The organism is Rhizobium sp. 01T444 (assembly GCF_056398305.1).
The window spans coordinates 34,653-49,718 of record NZ_JBFTPD010000042.1 but is presented as its reverse complement, the minus strand read 5'-3'; the positions used below and the strand labels follow the sequence as shown (position 1 = coordinate 49,718).

At 58.0% G+C, this 15,066-nt stretch carries 16 protein-coding genes and 1 tRNA gene; 10 read left to right on the top strand and 7 right to left on the bottom strand.

Annotation, left to right across the window (positions count from 1 at the left end):
* The first annotated feature begins 16 nt into the window (after nt 1–16).
* Nucleotides 17–340 carry a hypothetical protein gene (locus AC1DTN_RS34010; protein WP_477924491.1) on the top strand — a complete coding sequence of 108 codons (324 nt, stop codon included), beginning with the start codon at nt 17–19 and terminating at the stop codon, nt 338–340.
* Here AC1DTN_RS34010 and AC1DTN_RS34005 read toward each other — a convergent pair.
* From AC1DTN_RS34005 to AC1DTN_RS33995, 3 genes are all read right to left on the bottom strand, one after another.
* A complete protein-coding gene (locus AC1DTN_RS34005; RefSeq protein WP_477924490.1) occupies nt 337–711 on the bottom strand; it encodes a thermonuclease family protein in 375 nt (124 codons plus the stop codon). The two genes, AC1DTN_RS34010 and AC1DTN_RS34005, sit on opposite strands and share 4 nt — an antisense overlap.
* 493 nt (nt 712–1,204) lie before the next feature.
* Entirely contained in the window at nt 1,205–1,471 is a 267-nt protein-coding gene (locus AC1DTN_RS34000) for a hypothetical protein (RefSeq protein WP_477924489.1), read from the bottom strand.
* A 150-nt stretch (nt 1,472–1,621) separates the two neighbouring features.
* Nucleotides 1,622–1,936, bottom strand: a complete 315-nt coding sequence (locus tag AC1DTN_RS33995) for a hypothetical protein (protein ID WP_477924488.1) — start codon at nt 1,934–1,936, stop codon at nt 1,622–1,624.
* On the opposite strand from AC1DTN_RS33995, the gene ligD reads away from it, so the two are divergent.
* Complete coding sequence (ligD, locus tag AC1DTN_RS33990) at nt 1,935–2,981, top strand: non-homologous end-joining DNA ligase (protein WP_477924486.1); 1,047 nt, start codon at nt 1,935–1,937, stop codon at nt 2,979–2,981. The two genes, AC1DTN_RS33995 and ligD, sit on opposite strands and share 2 nt — an antisense overlap.
* Before the next feature lie 84 nt (nt 2,982–3,065).
* Here the strand turns inward: ligD and AC1DTN_RS33985 are convergent, their stop codons facing one another.
* Entirely contained in the window at nt 3,066–3,230 is a 165-nt protein-coding gene (locus tag AC1DTN_RS33985; RefSeq protein WP_477924485.1) for a hypothetical protein, read from the bottom strand.
* Between the two features lie 203 nt (nt 3,231–3,433).
* Between AC1DTN_RS33985 and AC1DTN_RS33980 the strand changes: the two genes are divergently transcribed.
* Nucleotides 3,434–3,507 (top strand) — tRNA-Cys (locus tag AC1DTN_RS33980).
* A 71-nt stretch (nt 3,508–3,578) separates the two neighbouring features.
* Here AC1DTN_RS33980 and AC1DTN_RS33975 read toward each other — a convergent pair.
* Entirely contained in the window at nt 3,579–3,869 is a 291-nt protein-coding gene (locus AC1DTN_RS33975; RefSeq protein WP_037106434.1) for a hypothetical protein, read from the bottom strand.
* Nucleotides 3,870–4,341: 472 nt separating this feature from the next.
* On the opposite strand from AC1DTN_RS33975, the gene AC1DTN_RS33970 reads away from it, so the two are divergent.
* From AC1DTN_RS33970 to exoR, 6 genes are all read left to right on the top strand, one after another.
* The gene (locus tag AC1DTN_RS33970; protein WP_439014822.1) at nt 4,342–5,007 is read left to right on the top strand and encodes a protein-L-isoaspartate O-methyltransferase family protein; all 666 of its coding nucleotides are present in this window, start codon (nt 4,342–4,344) and stop codon (nt 5,005–5,007) included.
* A gap of 231 nt (nt 5,008–5,238) precedes the next feature.
* Nucleotides 5,239–6,135: a PopZ family protein gene (locus AC1DTN_RS33965; protein WP_477924484.1), complete on the top strand. Its 897-nt coding sequence runs from the start codon at nt 5,239–5,241 to the stop codon at nt 6,133–6,135.
* Between the two features lie 119 nt (nt 6,136–6,254).
* Nucleotides 6,255–9,098 (top strand): valine--tRNA ligase, encoded by a 2,844-nt coding sequence (locus tag AC1DTN_RS33960; RefSeq protein ID WP_439014824.1) that lies wholly within the window; start codon nt 6,255–6,257, stop codon nt 9,096–9,098.
* A gap of 390 nt (nt 9,099–9,488) precedes the next feature.
* Nucleotides 9,489–10,769 (top strand): OmpP1/FadL family transporter, encoded by a 1,281-nt coding sequence (locus tag AC1DTN_RS33955; protein ID WP_113325714.1) that lies wholly within the window; start codon nt 9,489–9,491, stop codon nt 10,767–10,769.
* A gap of 32 nt (nt 10,770–10,801) precedes the next feature.
* The gene (locus tag AC1DTN_RS33950) at nt 10,802–11,482 is read left to right on the top strand and encodes a hypothetical protein (protein ID WP_439014825.1); all 681 of its coding nucleotides are present in this window, start codon (nt 10,802–10,804) and stop codon (nt 11,480–11,482) included.
* Nucleotides 11,483–11,484: 2 nt separating this feature from the next.
* Nucleotides 11,485–12,288, top strand: coding sequence for an exopolysaccharide production regulator ExoR (gene exoR, locus AC1DTN_RS33945; RefSeq protein WP_113325715.1), 804 nt, complete (start codon nt 11,485–11,487; stop codon nt 12,286–12,288).
* A gap of 75 nt (nt 12,289–12,363) precedes the next feature.
* On the opposite strand, the gene xth is transcribed toward exoR, so the two are convergent.
* Both xth and erpA read right to left on the bottom strand, forming a co-directional pair.
* On the bottom strand, nt 12,364–13,155 hold the full coding sequence (xth, locus tag AC1DTN_RS33940) for an exodeoxyribonuclease III (RefSeq protein ID WP_113325716.1): 792 nt from the start codon (nt 13,153–13,155) through the stop codon (nt 12,364–12,366).
* A 130-nt stretch (nt 13,156–13,285) separates the two neighbouring features.
* Nucleotides 13,286–13,618, bottom strand: coding sequence for an iron-sulfur cluster insertion protein ErpA (erpA, locus tag AC1DTN_RS33935; protein WP_007815592.1), 333 nt, complete (start codon nt 13,616–13,618; stop codon nt 13,286–13,288).
* 220 nt (nt 13,619–13,838) lie between these two features.
* Between erpA and AC1DTN_RS33930 the strand changes: the two genes are divergently transcribed.
* Nucleotides 13,839–15,056, top strand: coding sequence for a deoxyguanosinetriphosphate triphosphohydrolase (locus AC1DTN_RS33930; protein ID WP_113325717.1), 1,218 nt, complete (start codon nt 13,839–13,841; stop codon nt 15,054–15,056).
* Nucleotides 15,057–15,066 lie beyond the last annotated feature (10 nt).

Sequence of the window (15,066 nt, the reverse complement as noted above, 5' to 3'; positions counted from 1 at the left end):
ACATTAGGTGCCGGCGATGTCTCTACTCCATCTGCTTTCGTTGCAGGACGAAGAAATCGATCAGATTACAGCAGTCGTTCAGAAATGGTCTTCCGCCCATCGGACGCCCGTGGACAGTCAACGTGGACGCCGGGCGATGTGTGAGGCGGTGAGCATGGTCCTTCTTGCCAAGCAATCGCATGAACTTCTCTATGCAGAGCTTAGCCGCCACATGGACAAGCCAGTTATAGAGTTCGAAACGAACGCGCCTCCACTCGATAATATCCTCTCAGTTGAAACAGCAGGCCTGAAGCTCATTCTGTTCGAGATGAAGGCTGCCGAGCGTGATAGTGGACGCTAGCCAGTGCACCAATCGTTTTTATGGTGCGGAGTCCATGTCCTGGCAAATCCCTCCTCGAGAAGCTTGGTGCCGATCTCTTCCCCATTCGTTCGATAGATGTTGATGAGCGGCCTATGCTTCGGCGTGTGGTCGTAGCCTTTGATTTCGATCCGTAGGCCGCGCTCGTCCAAAAGCTCTTTCAGCCTTCCCTTGGCGATCAGCGCCAGCTTCCGTTCCTTGATGCATTTCGCGTGCGATCCGATCTCCGGGGTGTCAATGCCCGACTGGAACGGCACTCCTCCTCCCAATAACCGCATGAGCTGCCCATCGCAGCGTACGGTGTCGCCATCGACGGCCGTCAGACTGCCGCACATCAAGATAGCTGTTATCATTGCTGGCCAGATCCGTGCGCCGGCCAGCCGCGATAATTCGATGGCTGGTGCTCCCGGCAATACCAGAGGGTGATCGCCTGACTCTCCTCGAAGCCGTAGCATCCCCATTTCGGGCACCTCGATCCGTCGGGCCCTTCGTGGTCGCAATAGTGCTCTACAATCACATTAGCGCCTGGCGCGCTGCTGTGCCCTTCATTGCTCATCACGACTTCCCCGCTTTCCGTTATATCTCATTAGCCGGTGGTAATAGTCTTCCACCATCCGCATAGCCTCTCGGCCATTGGCTTCGTAGCCCTGATGCGGCAAGAGACGTCTCCTCGTCAGAGGGCCATGAGCAGACCACATCCAACGGTCCCTCATCAGGCCGTGCAACTGTTTTGTGATCCGACCGAGCGGCACATCTCCATCCCACCCCATCCAGTCGTCATCGCTCGGAGGATCGCTCTCGTCGATCTGCGTCCGGCGCCATTTGTAGAGGGGTTGGTAGGGACCTTCAATGAAGGTTCCGGCGGCCATTGAGCCGATCGCTCTGGACCCTGAGCGAAGCGCTCATCACGACCATCCCAAGAGCTTCGCTGAATTCATCTGTGCTCGGGCCGCCGGCGGACCATCGCTGGATAGGCTCGCCAGTTACGGACATCAGAAGCTCGCTGCCTGACGGAATGCGGTAGGCCGCAATCTCCCAGCGGTTTTCTCGATCGACAAAGCGCCAGCGTACGACCTGCTTGTTGGGCAGGCGGATCTCGTCAAAACGTCTCATATGTTTCTTTGGGATGATGTTGCGAAAACGATTGAGGGCCGCGCAGCGCTCGTTGGTGTCGAAACAAGGAGGTTGCCGCGCAGCCCACTTACCTTGCAAGGTGTTCTTATTATGTTCTCATTATCTCGAGAGTCAAGCGGCGTCTGATTCCTAGAATAGACCCTTCCGCTTCATGATCTTTAGGGCTGCCTCGACCTCGGCATTGGCTTCCATCATCAGCACACGATGATCCGAAAGTTCGATAAGTGAGATCAGGACCTCCTCTGGCCGCCAGCCCGCTAGCATCGCTCGTTCAACGAGCTCTTCAAAGCCTCCATGTAATGCCTCCTGGCAACGGAGGAAGCGATCGGGATCATTTGGGGGAAGCATCGGCGGCGGGATCTTGCTCATAGCCGGTAACTTGTCCTGCTTGCCTGCCGTGTCAATAGACGGCATTTTAAGCATTTGCTGATGGAGTGGTCTCATGACCAAGCCTCCCAAGTCGAAGCCGCTCCTTCAGGTTGACAAGCCGCTCCGCTCCCGAGCGCGCAAGCCGCGAGATCCTTCGCAGCCAAATCTGCCCCTCGATCCAATGCCAGCGCGCGTCGATCCGTGCCTTGCCCTCCTGAAGTCGAAACCGCCGAAAGGGCCACAGTGGGCCTTCGAAGTGAAGTGGGACGGCTACCGGATCGCAGTGCATATCGAGCCGAAGGGCGTTCGGATCCTGACGCGCGGCGGCCATGACTGGACGCACCGCTTCCCGGCGATCGCGGCGGAGGCAGCGCAGCTCGGCGCGGCGACAGCAATCCTCGATGGCGAAGCCGTGGTTCTCGATGAGCACGGGCGCTCGGATTTCGGCCAGCTACAGCAGTCGCTGGGCGGCCGCGGCGGGAAACTGAACTCCGGCGCATCCGTTTTGATGGCTTTCGATCTTCTGTATTTCGACGGCCACGATCTGATGAACACAGAGCTCTCGACCCGCCGGCACCTGCTCGAAGGCCTGATCGCACCAGGTCGGGAAAGCGCCATCCGGCTATCTGAGGAGGTGGAGGCCGATGCCGAGCAGCTCCTGCGGCTGGCGTGCGAGCACGGGCTTGAGGGGATCATCGCGAAGGATCGCAATAGCGCCTATCGCTCCGGCCGACTTGGTGACTGGCTGAAGATCAAGTGCATCCAGAGCGACAGCTTCTTTATCGTGGGCTGGGAGCGATCGAGCGTAGCGCGAGGGCAGGTCGGCTCATTGCTGCTCGCAGCCTACAGGGGCAGCGACCTAATCTATGTCGGGTCGGTCGGAACCGGGATCAAAGACAGTGAGGCCTGGAAGCTTCGCGGCATCATGGAAAAGCTGACGGTGAAGAAGCCTCCCGTCGCTTACGATGGCCGCCGCAAGGATCTGACATGGCTCCAACCGACCTTGATAGCGGAAATCGAATACCGGGCATGGACGCATGACAGGAAACTGCGCCACGCTTCCTATAAGGGTTTACGCGAAGCACAGGACAATGCCGAAGTGTATCGAGTGCAGAGATAGGCATCTGGGAACGAAAACTTGGCAACTTCGTTTGCCTTAGCGACCTGCGGACTCAGCGGGCGTTTGAGGTGGCGTGTGGACCGGTTACTCATTCACTTCATCCGGCAGCGGATGCCCGACAATGCCGATGTCGATCTCGGTGAACTGATCGACGCTGCTGAACGGTATTTCAAACAACACTTTCATACGAAGTTTGAGGCGCGCGCATTTTTCGATGCGCTTCGCATGGTCCAGCGCGAACGACGCCAAAAAACCGTTCGTCAAACAGCCAGCGAAATGGCTACAGCCCGTAGATGACTCCCATTGTCGCCACCGACGCGGAAGAACGTTCTGGAAACAGTTATTCAGAATGAAAAAAGGACCGAATTCAGAATGAAGCCTCTTGCACTTCTGTTAGGATGATTCTAAATCCGCGCCACCACACGATATTTTGACATATCGGTCAGAGGTGAGGCCTCGTGGCGGAGTGGTGACGCAGAGGACTGCAAATCCTTGTACCCCGGTTCAATTCCGGGCGAGGCCTCCAAAAAATTCCACCGACATAGAAATCCGATCCGCTTCAGAAATGAGGCGCGGCATCGATTCGGCAGTCTCGCATCACCAGATGCCGGGAACTTGGGCGAAATCGAATTGGGCTGGTTTGATGCCGGTGAGTGAATAAAGCGCCCGCAATCCGCCGCTACGCAGGCCCGCCAGATAGCTGGCATCGTCCTCTGCCGTTGGGTTCTCTATCTGCACATCGGGGCCGAGCAGTCGCTGCAGCGCCTGCGCTGAGATACGTGTGAAATTGCAGATGGCGCCGCTTTTGAACTTCACAAGCAGCAGCCGCGCTTCCGGATTGTAGTGAAGCGCTTCGATATCTGGCGATTGAATGGCGAATGTTTGCATGCGGCCAAACTAGCGAAAGCCGCGATTGGCGCAACAATATGGTTGATATAGAGTTAATGGCGCGATCGACTGTGCCGGCTTGATCCGACTGGACGCCGAAATCCATTTTTCCGGCGCGCCGAGCAGGCGGCCAGGAAACTTTTACTGAGAGAGTGCAATCTGTTCAGTTCATCTCGCGGTCCAGGAGCCCGCAGCAGAATATGCCGACGAGTGCTGCGCCGATGAAAAAGTCGAACAGCGTAAAATATTCCAGAATGGCAGACATGGCCTGCTCCTCCTCATTTCCTCCGGTTAGAACAGTATCATGAAATCGCAATTTACTCCACGCAGAAGTTGCAGCTATCGTTTTTCAGCTGTTGCATGTGGGAAGGGGTTTCCGGGATTCTTCAAACGGGTCTCCGGCAAGCCTTGAAAGCATTCGTGCCGGAGATTAAGAGACGGAAGACAGAACCGCTTTCATCGGCGAGAGGATATGATGGATTTCGAAGCAGCACGCGTAAAGATGGTCGACAACCAGGTCCGCACCACGGACGTTACCTCGCATTCGGTGCTGACGGCCTTCCTCACCGTCCCGCGCGAAGCATTCGTGCCGGAGAAGGCGAAGGTGCTGGCTTATATCGACAATGATATCGAGATTGCTCCGGCAACCGCCGGCAATCCGGGCCGTTTCATCATGGAGGCGTCGCCGCTCGCCAAGCTGCTGCAGCTCGCCGCCGTCACCAAGGATGATGCCGTTCTCGAAGTCGGCGCTGGCACGGGGTACGCCTCCGCGCTGCTGTCGCTGATCGCGGGCTCCGTCGTGGCGCTCGAATCGGACGAGACCCTTGCGGCTGAAGCCAAGGCAAATCTCGCCGGCTATGCAAATGTGCAGGTGGCGACTGGCCCGCTTGAGAAGGGTAATGCCGCCGGCGCTCCCTATGATCTGATCTTCATCAACGGTTCGGTTGAAGAGGTTCCCGCGGCACTTCTCGGCCAGCTGCAGGATGGCGGCCGTCTCGTTGTCGTGCAGGGTTATGGCAATGCTGCCCGCGCGAAAGTCTTCGTCAGCGAGCGCGGGGCTGTTTCCGAAAACGTCTTCTTCAATGCTTCGGTCAAGCCGCTGCCCGGTTTCGCCAAGGCTCGTGAATTCGTATTCTAAGGCGTTTCTACCGCCGATTTTTTTGAGCGGGCGCCATGGGCGCCCGTTTTCGTTTCGGCTGTCTTAAAAGCCTTCACAGACTTCGCTTACACTTGGGTAACAAAACTGTGCATGGCTGCATTTGTTTGATTCGCGCTGATTTTTTTCCCCTTTGGGGTATTCTAAGGTCATGGTGATTCGGGTGCATGCTCCACGCCATCCGGTCGTTGTTAAGGGATAACGGGGATAGATATGGCTCAGCCAGGTGTAGTGCGTGAACCGTCCATGGAAGAGATCCTGGCCTCCATTCGCCAGATCATCGAAAGCAATGAGCCAGGCGCCGGAAAGGCGATTTCCGCCTCGCTTCCTCCCGTTTACGGTGCGGAAGAGGACAACGACTCCGAAATCCATCTGACGGTTGACGATACCTATGCCGGCGTCGAGTTCCCGGAGCCGTCTGCGCTGCGTCCCGATCCGCGTTTCGTCGCTGCAAATTCTGCCGGTATTGCGCCTGAGCCGGAAATGCCGGCCCGCGCCATGTCACTTGCCGACGTCGCAGCCCGCGTCCGTGCTGCTTCAGAGCGTAACGCCGTTCAGGCCGGCCAGGCTCTCCGTGACATGCCGCGTGATATGCCCCAGGTGTTCCGCGAACCGCAGCCGCAATTCGAGCCGCAGTCAGCTTATGACGCGCCGCACGCAGCGCCCACCCCCCGCCCGGTCGAGCCGGCTCCGGCTCCCCGCGTTGCCCCCGTCCCCCATCATGCGCCCGAGCCTGCGCCGGTCTTTGCCGAGCAGCGCCTGCCCGAGGTTCCGCAGCCCGCGCTCGTCGAGGAGGCACCCATGCTTCCCGTCGTCGAACAGCGCGTCGAGCCGGTGGCCTTCCAGCCTGCCGAAGTTACACCTTTGCGTGTAGCGGAAGACGTTCAGCCGTCACTTCTGTCCCAGAACACTGGCCTGCAGGTTGCCCGTTCCTTCGAAGAGCTCGCCGCTGCCATCGATGGCGCAGCCGAGCGCCGCTCGCTGGATGAGATTGCCGAAGACATGCTGCGGCCGATGCTGCGCGAATGGCTAGACGACAATCTGCCGACGCTCGTCGAACGCCTCGTGCGCGAAGAGATCGAACGTGTGGCGCGCGGCCCGCGCCGCTGATCGGAAACGCTTTTTCCAGACAAGAGCCGCTCCGGTCTCCGGGGCGGCTTTTTTATTGACTTGGCCGTAACCATCCTATTTACAAAACGCCCATCCTCGAACCTCGAATTGGTCAGAAAATGCTCGAAAAGACCTACGATTCCGCCGCCGTCGAACCGAAAATCGCTGCGAAATGGGATGAGGCCGATGCCTTCCGCGCCGGCGCCAATGCCAAGCCGGGCGCCGACAGCTTCACCATCGTCATCCCGCCGCCGAACGTGACCGGTTCGCTGCACATGGGTCATGCGCTGAACAACACGCTGCAGGACGTCATGGTGCGGTTCGAGCGCATGCGCGGCAAGGATGTGCTCTGGCAGCCGGGCATGGACCATGCCGGCATCGCCACGCAGATGGTTGTCGAGCGCAAGCTGATGGAACAACAGCTTCCCGGCCGCCGCGAGATGGGCCGCGATGCCTTCATCGAAAAGGTTTGGGAGTGGAAGGGTGAATCGGGCGGCCTGATCTTCAACCAGCTGAAGCGTCTCGGCGCTTCCTGTGACTGGTCGCGTGAGCGCTTCACCATGGACGAGGGCCTGTCGCAGGCAGTTCTCGAAGTCTTCGTCACGCTCTACAAGGAAGGGCTGATTTACAAGGATAAGCGCCTCGTCAACTGGGATCCGAAGTTGCTGACAGCGATTTCCGACATGGAAGTCGAGCAGATCGAGCTCAAAGGCAATCTCTGGCATCTGCGCTATCCCCTGGAAGACGGCGTCACCTACCAGTATCCAATCGCTTTTGATGAGGAGGGCAAGCCCACCGAATTCGAAACGCGCGACTACCTCGTGGTTGCGACCACGCGGCCGGAGACGATGCTTGGCGATACCGGCGTTGCAGTTAATCCCAAGGACGAGCGCTACAAGTCGATCGTCGGCAAGCATGTCATCCTGCCGATCGTTGGCCGACGCATTCCGATCGTTGCTGACAGCTACGCCGATCCAACCGCCGGCAGCGGCGCGGTCAAGGTTACGCCGGCGCATGACTTCAACGACTTCGACGTCGGCAGGCGCACCGGGCTGCGTGTCATCAACATCATGAATGTCGACGCCACGATTACCATCAAGGACAATGAGGATTTCCTGGAAGGTCTCGATCATCCGGCCGCCTTGCATGGCGCCTGGGACCGGCTGGAAGGCCAGGATCGTTTCGCTGCACGAAAGATCATTGTCGAGATTTTCGAGGAAGCCGGCCTGCTCGACAAGATCGAGCCGCATAAGCATATGGTTCCGCATGGCGATCGTGGTGGCGTGCCGATCGAGCCGCGTCTGACCGAGCAATGGTGGGTTGACAACAAGACCCTTGCCAAGCCTGCCATTGCCTCTGTTCGCGAGGGCCGGACAAAGTTCGTCCCGAAGAACTGGGAAAATACTTATTTCCAATGGATGGACAATATCCAGCCATGGTGCATCTCACGTCAGCTCTGGTGGGGGCACCAGATTCCGGCCTGGTATGGCCCGGATGGTCAGGTTTTCGTCGAGAAGACCGAAGAGGAGGCGCTGCAGGCCGCCATCCAGCACTACCTGTCGCATGAAGGACCGATGAAGGCCTATGTCGAGGACCTGCTTGAGAACTTCAAGCCGGGCGAGATTCTGGTACGTGACGAAGACGTGCTCGACACCTGGTTCTCTTCGGCCCTCTGGCCGTTCTCGACACTTGGCTGGCCGGACAAGACGCCCGAACTGGAGCGATATTACCCGACCAGCGTTCTTGTCACCGGTTTCGATATCATCCCGTTCTGGGTTGTTCGCATGATGCAGATGGGCCTGCATTTCATGAAGGACGAGGACGATAACCCGGTCGAGCCGTTCCATACCGTCTATATTCACGCTCTGGTGCGCGACAAGAACGGGCAAAAGATGTCGAAGTCCAAGGGCAACGTCATCGACCCGCTCGAACTGATCGACGAATATGGTGCCGATGCCCTGCGCTTTACCCTGGCGATCATGGCAGCCCAAGGCCGCGACGTGAAGCTCGACCCGGCTCGCATCGCCGGCTACCGCAATTTCGGCACCAAGCTCTGGAACGCCACGCGCTTTGCCGAAATGAACGGCGTCAAGAGCGATCCGCATTTTGTGCCGGAAGCAGCCGAGCTCACCATCAACCGCTGGATCCTGACGGAGCTTGCCCGCACGGAACGTGACGTTACGGAAGCGCTTGAAGCCTACCGCTTCAACGATGCCGCCGGTGCGCTCTATCGTTTCGTCTGGAACCAGTTCTGCGATTGGTATCTCGAACTTCTGAAGCCGGTCTTCGGAGGTGAAGACGAGGGTGCGAAGGCCGAAGCTCAAGCGTGCAGCGCTTATGTTCTGGAAGAGATCTACAAGCTGCTGCACCCCTTCATGCCCTTCATGACCGAAGAGCTGTGGGCGCACACGGCGGGTGAGGGCCAGGAACGTGACGGCTTGCTCTGCCACGCCGAATGGCCGTCGCCGTCTTATGCCGACAATGCTGCGGCCGATGAGATCAACTGGCTGATCGACCTCGTTTCCGGCATCCGCTCGGTCCGCTCGGAAATGAACGTGCCGCCGTCGGCCACCGCGCCGCTCGTCGTCGTTGGCGCCAACAGCCTGACGCGTGAACGGCTGTTCCGTCACGACGCGGCCATCAAGCGCCTGGCGCGTGTCGAGGGTATCTCACTGGCGGAATCCGCACCGAAGGGTGCTGCTCAGATCATCGTCGCAGAAGCGACCGCCTGCTTGCCGCTTGGCAATCTGATCGATCTCGCGGCGGAAAAGAACCGTCTCGAAAAGGCGATTGCAAAGGCCGAGGGCGAGATCGCCCGCATCGATGGCAAGCTCTCGAATGAGAAGTTTGTCGCCAATGCCAACCCGGAAGTGGTGGAGGCGGAACGCGAGCGTCACGCCGAACTGACGAGCCAGATCGAAAGCCTGAGGACTGCTCTAGCGCGAGTTAGCGAAGCAGGATAATCGCGGGGAACGAGTATATTATTCCTGAAGGCGCGTTCCCTTGGAGCGCGCCTTTTGCGTTCAAAAGTATGATGATTCTCTTAAATTTGGCCCGTTAGGGCCGCAACCACTGTGGATATCACCCATTTTGGGCATGCTGTGCGCGAAAACTAACACTGTTGTCAGTTTGATACAGCTTCCACTCTTGATGGAAAAAGAATCTAACAGGCCCTTAAAAATCCAGAGATGGAAGAATAGAATTTTATCCATCCGATTTTTTGACGTGCCCGTCAATTAGTTACGTAAATTAGTCATAACGCAACTTCGCGTCGCAGCGGGGCGCCTCGTTGCGATTTGTTAAGTTCACTAGCACAGTGTGATTACATCAATTGCTTGAGTGGGGGAGACACAATGGCAGCGCGTATGTTTTTCAGGGGCGTAACATCGCTCGTTATCCTTTCGGCGCTCGCTTCACCGTCCTTTGCGGGTGGTCTGGAGCGCGGCGGCTATAATATCGATCAGTTGTTCGATACCTCGCCCTTCTCGTTTCAATCGGGCGTTATTTATGTCACGCCCCAGCGCAAGCTGAAGAATGCTCGCGACACGGATACCTCTGTATCTCCAGGGGGGGGCAATCTGAACAGCCGTTCGAGCACCGCCGACGATACCGCGAATTACGCCGTTCCCTATATTGGCTTCAAGGCCGGTTTCGGCGATGCGATCGACTGCCTTGTCGACTATTCCGAGCCCTTCGGCGGGCACACCGATCCCGGCTTGAACTGGGCTGGCGCCAACAACAATATCGAGACGGAGATCAAAACCCGTAATTATGGCGGCACCTGCTCCTATCGCTTCGATGTCGGTCCGGGACAGCTTCGCTTCATCGGCGGCGCCTTCTATCAGGAAGTCGAGGGCTTCAAGGAGCGTCTGGTTTCGACGGTTCCGCTTCTGGTCGGTACGGGTAATGGCATCGGTCGCCTCGATCTCGAAGACAATGGCTGGGGCTGGCGCGCCGGTCTCGCATACGAGATCCCGGAATATGCGATGCGCGCGAGCCTCGTCTATAACAGCCGCGTCAAGTACGACAACCTGACGGGCACGGTAGATCTGACCCAGGTTACCGCACCTTTTGCGCCGCTGAATGCTGCGCCTTACGGACGCGTCACGCCCGTTTTCGGTTCCGCCGAAGCGCCGGATTCGTTGGAATTGAAGCTGCAGAGCGGTATCGCTCCGGATTGGCTCGCTTTCGGTTCGGTCAAATGGACGAACTGGAGTGTCCTTCAGTCCGTGCCCTTCTGCCCGACATCGACAAAGGGCGTGATCGCCTGCACATCTGGCGGTAAGACAGAACTGACTTCGCTCGACCTTCTCTATCGCGACGGCTGGACCATCACCGGTGGCGTCGGCCACAAGTTCAATGACCAATGGGCAGGCGCCGTCAGCCTGACCTGGGATCGTGGCACCAGCCAGGGCTATGGCGCTCAGACCGATAGCTGGACACTCGGTGTCGGTGCAGCCTTCACGCCGACCGAGCACATCGAATGGCGCGTCGCCGGTGCCGTCGGCGTGCTGACGAGTGGTTCGTCTGGCGTCGTGACACAGAATGGCGTCACGTTTGGAGATGATGTCTCCTATTCCTTTGGCAACGATCTGGTTGCTGCGCTATCGACCAGCCTAAAGGTCAAGTTTTAATTCCCTGATTTGAAGAATTGAGGAGCCCGGCAGTGCCGGGCTCTTCTTTGTTTGCCGCTCTTAATCATTCCATCTTCTCGCCTCGTTTTGTGACGATTCAGCAACACTTTTTTACGACGGTTCGCGTATGGTGTCGGCGGGGCGAATTTGTCCATTTCCCGCCACAAAGAGGGCGCAGCGCTATTAGCGGGCGAGGAGATGACAAGCGTAGGGTGTGCGTAAGCAGTAGCATGGGTCGAGTTTTTTCCGGTAACGCCAGGTATCGCGATGGCGCGGGCGAGAAGCCAGCGGCAGCAGCCGTTTTGCTTTTCGCCAAAGGCATTTCCGGCCGGAAATCCGCCCCTTCGGTAGTGTTGCAGATTTACTCGTTTCAATCATTTTCAGTCTCCCGGCATGAAGCTTCGTTCCCCACGGAAGAGTGCGATACCGGTTTGGTCACATTTGCTGTTTACGAAGACGATAAAGGCGGACGGGTGGGGACCTGGGTCGCGAAAGGAGTACCGCAGGCATCACATGCGGGCCGTGCCGGAAGCCGGATGGTTCACAAGGATGTGCTGGTTTTGAAAGAGGGGTATGGGGCTGGAAGCGACGCGGGTAAAGGGGCCTTGGAGCCCGCCGCGGGATCGCTCGCCTGGAAGGAATGCATCCACGCGGGCAGAACGGCGAAAAAAAGCCGCCGCCAGGCGTCTGTGATGAACGAAAGAAACCGGTAAAGATGGTAACGTCCGAGTTCAGATTGTTCAAATTCATGCTGCTCAGCATGTCGATGGCCGTTTCGCTGGCCCTGGCCTGTCCGGTCCTGGCATTCGACATCAAGACGGGCGTGACGAAGGAATCGGGGCCCTTCGATCTCTTCAAATTCGGTTTCAAAGCTTACAAGAACGGTCAGAAGGAAGAGGCGGTCGAGGCCTATAAATACGCCGCCGAAAAGGGCCACACCGGTTCGCGCTGGGCGCTCGCCAATATGTATGCTGACGGCGACGGTGTCGCGCAGGACGATTTCGAGGCCTTCAAGATCTACAGCGAGATTGCACAGCAGGGCGTGGAGCCTGGCTCGGAGGATACCGGCTTCTTCATCAACGCGCTGCTGTCGCTTGCCAACTACTACAAGCACGGCATTTCCGGCAGCCCGGTGAAGATCGATCTCAATCAGGCCCGCCAGCTCTATTTCCAGGTTGCCTCCACCTTCGGCGTTCCCGAGGCGCAGTTCCAGCTAGCGCAGATGATGCTGGCTGGCGAGGGCGGTAGCGCCAATGTCAATCAGGCCAAGAAATGGCTCAATCAGGCCCGCAAGAGCGGCCATCCCGGCGCCATGGCGGTCTTCGGCAACATCCTCTTCGATGAAGGCCAGTCTGCTCGCGGTCTCGCGCTGATGACGGCGGCTCTCGATCGCTGTAAGCCGAAGGATTGCAGCTGGATGCAATCGCTTCAGGAAGATGCCTTCTCGATCGCCAGCGAAGCGGATCGGCGCACGGCCGTATCCCTGTCGCACACGATTGCGAGCGGCTCGGACGATTGAGTTTTCGAGCAATTACAGCAAAAGTGCTTAGCGGTTTTGCGTCCGGAATTGCGTAAAACGGAAGTGCTTTAAATCTCAGGCAGCGAAATCGAAGTAAGCGACGACGGGCACGTGGTCCGACGGCTTTTCCCAGGCACGCACATGCTTTTCGATGGCCGCTGACGTCATGCGGTCGGCGGCTTCCGGCGACAGCATCAAATGGTCGATGCGGATGCCGTTGTTCTTCGGCCAGGCGCCGGCCTGATAATCCCAGAAGGAATAGAGCGCCGTCGCATCGGTTGCCGAACGCACCGCATCGGCGAGACCGAGATTTTCCAGCCGGCGGAAGGCTTGGCGCGTCTGCGGCAGGAAGAGTGCATCGCTTTCCCAGACCTTCGGGTCGAAGCAGTCATGCGGCTCGGGAATGACATTGTAGTCGCCGGCCAGAATGAAAATTTCCTCGTATTCAAGGCGCTCGGCCGCGAACTTGCGCAGCCGTTCCATCCAGGCGAGCTTGTAGGGGTATTTTTCCGTTTCCGGCGGGTTGCCGTTCGGCAGGTAGAGGCAGCAGACGCGCGCCACCTTGTTGCCGGGCAAGGAGAAGACGGCTTCGAGAAAACGCGCCTGCTCATCGAGCGGATCGCCCGGCAGGCCGCGATTGACTTCGGATGGTGAGCTCTTGGAAAGAATGGCAACGCCGTTGAAGCCCTTCTGTCCATGCGTTTCGACATGGTAACCGAGCGCCTCGATTTCCAGCCGCGGGAAGCCTTCGTCGACCGTCTTGATTTCCTGCAGGCAGACGATATCAGGACTGGAATCCTTCAGCCATTGCGTGAGGTTGTCGATACGCGCCTTGACGCCATTGATGTTCCAAGTCGCGATCTTCATGGCTTCATCCTGCTCTCTGTGCTGAACGCTCTTTTATCTCGCTCCCGCGTCAGCGGACAAGACAAGAAACCGGCCGGAAGAAAATCTTCGGCCGGTTATCAATGGAAAGTCGTTCAAAGTCGTTCTTGGATCAGATCGCGAAGCTGGTGCCGCAGCCGCAGCTTGCCACCGCATTCGGATTCTTGATCTGGAAGGACTGGCCGAGCAGGTTGTCGACGAAATCAATCTCGGAGCCTGCCATGTAGACTAGCGAGAGACTGTCGATCAGCACCTTGGCATCATTCTTCTCGACGACGATATCGTCGTCAGCTGCGCCATCCACAAGATCGAACTTGTAGGAAAAGCCGGAACAGCCACCACCTTCGACGGAGACGCGCAGCGCGCTCTTGCCGGGATCGCTGCCGACGATAGCGGCAATACGCTTTGCCGCGGCATCGGAAAGGGTTACATTCACTTCAGTCATTCTTCCTCCTGCCGGGGTCAAGATCCGGAGAGAATTCTTTTTCGGCGTTTGATATTCAAACGCATGATATCAAAGAAACTTATCATGTTCCTTCGGTAAAGGACAGGATCTGGCGAAGCGGACAATGAAGCGCCTCTTTGCCGTTTCTGTAAGCTATAGGTATGAAGAGCGGATAGCCGCGTCAATGGGCAAGGCTACAACGCGTTAGTGACGGTGAAGAATGAGCTTCGACAGGCATGCATTGGGTTTCGGTTATGGCGAACGGGCGGCTTATGCGGCAGATCCATGGAACTCGCGCGGGCGTCTCTATCACGAGAGCGGCAGCCCGACGCGTTCCGATTTCCAGCGAGACCGCGATCGCATCATCCATACGACCGCCTTTCGCCGGCTGAAGCATAAGACGCAGGTTTTCATCGCCCAGGACGGCGACCATTACCGCACGCGCCTGACACACACGATAGAGGTAGCACAGATTGCCCGCGCGCTTGCCCGCGCCCTGAAGGCTGACGAGGACTTGGCCGAGGGCGTGGCGCTCGTCCACGATTTCGGCCATACGCCCTTCGGCCATACCGGCGAGGATGCGCTGCATGAAGAACTGCTGCCCTATGGCGGATTCGATCACAATGCCCAATCCTTGCGCATCGTCACCAAACTCGAGCGGCGTTATGCCGAATTCGACGGCATCAATCTGACCTGGGAAAGCCTCGAAGGCCTCGTCAAGCACAATGGTCCGCTGCTGACGGCCGATGGCGTCGGCACGCGTGGACCGGTGCCGCAGCCGATTCTTGATTATTGCGAGCTGCACGATCTGGAACTTGCGAGCTATGCGAGCCTGGAAGCCCAGGCAGCAGCGATTGCTGATGATATCGCCTACAATACCCACGACATCGATGACGGTCTGCGCTCGGGCTACCTGAATTTCGAGATGCTGGAGGAAATTCCGTTCCTTGCCGGGCTAATGGCCGAGGTAAGGGAGCGCTACCCGCATCTGGAGCCGAGCCGCTTCACGCATGAAATCATGCGCCGCCAGATCACGCGCATGGTTGAGGATGTCATCGGTGTGGCGCAGAAGCGCCTGGCAGAGCTGAAACCGCAGAGTGCCGATGATATCCGTAAGGCGGATCATGTGATTGCGACCTTTTCGGATGAGATGGCCGAGACCGACAGGCAGATCAAGGCGATGCTCTTCAAGCGCATCTACCGGAATGCAGATATTATGCGCATCCGCGCTGGTGCCGCCCAGATCGTCAAGGATCTCTTCGGCGCCTACATGGCCAATCCCAAGGAGATGCAAAGCCATTATTGGGTCGACCATATCGCCGGCCTTTCCGATGCGCCGAAAGCGCGGCATGTCGGCGATTATCTGGCCGGCATGACGGATACTTATGCCATCAGTGCCCACAGGCGATTGTTTGACCACACTCCGGATTTGCGATAGGCAGCGGGCG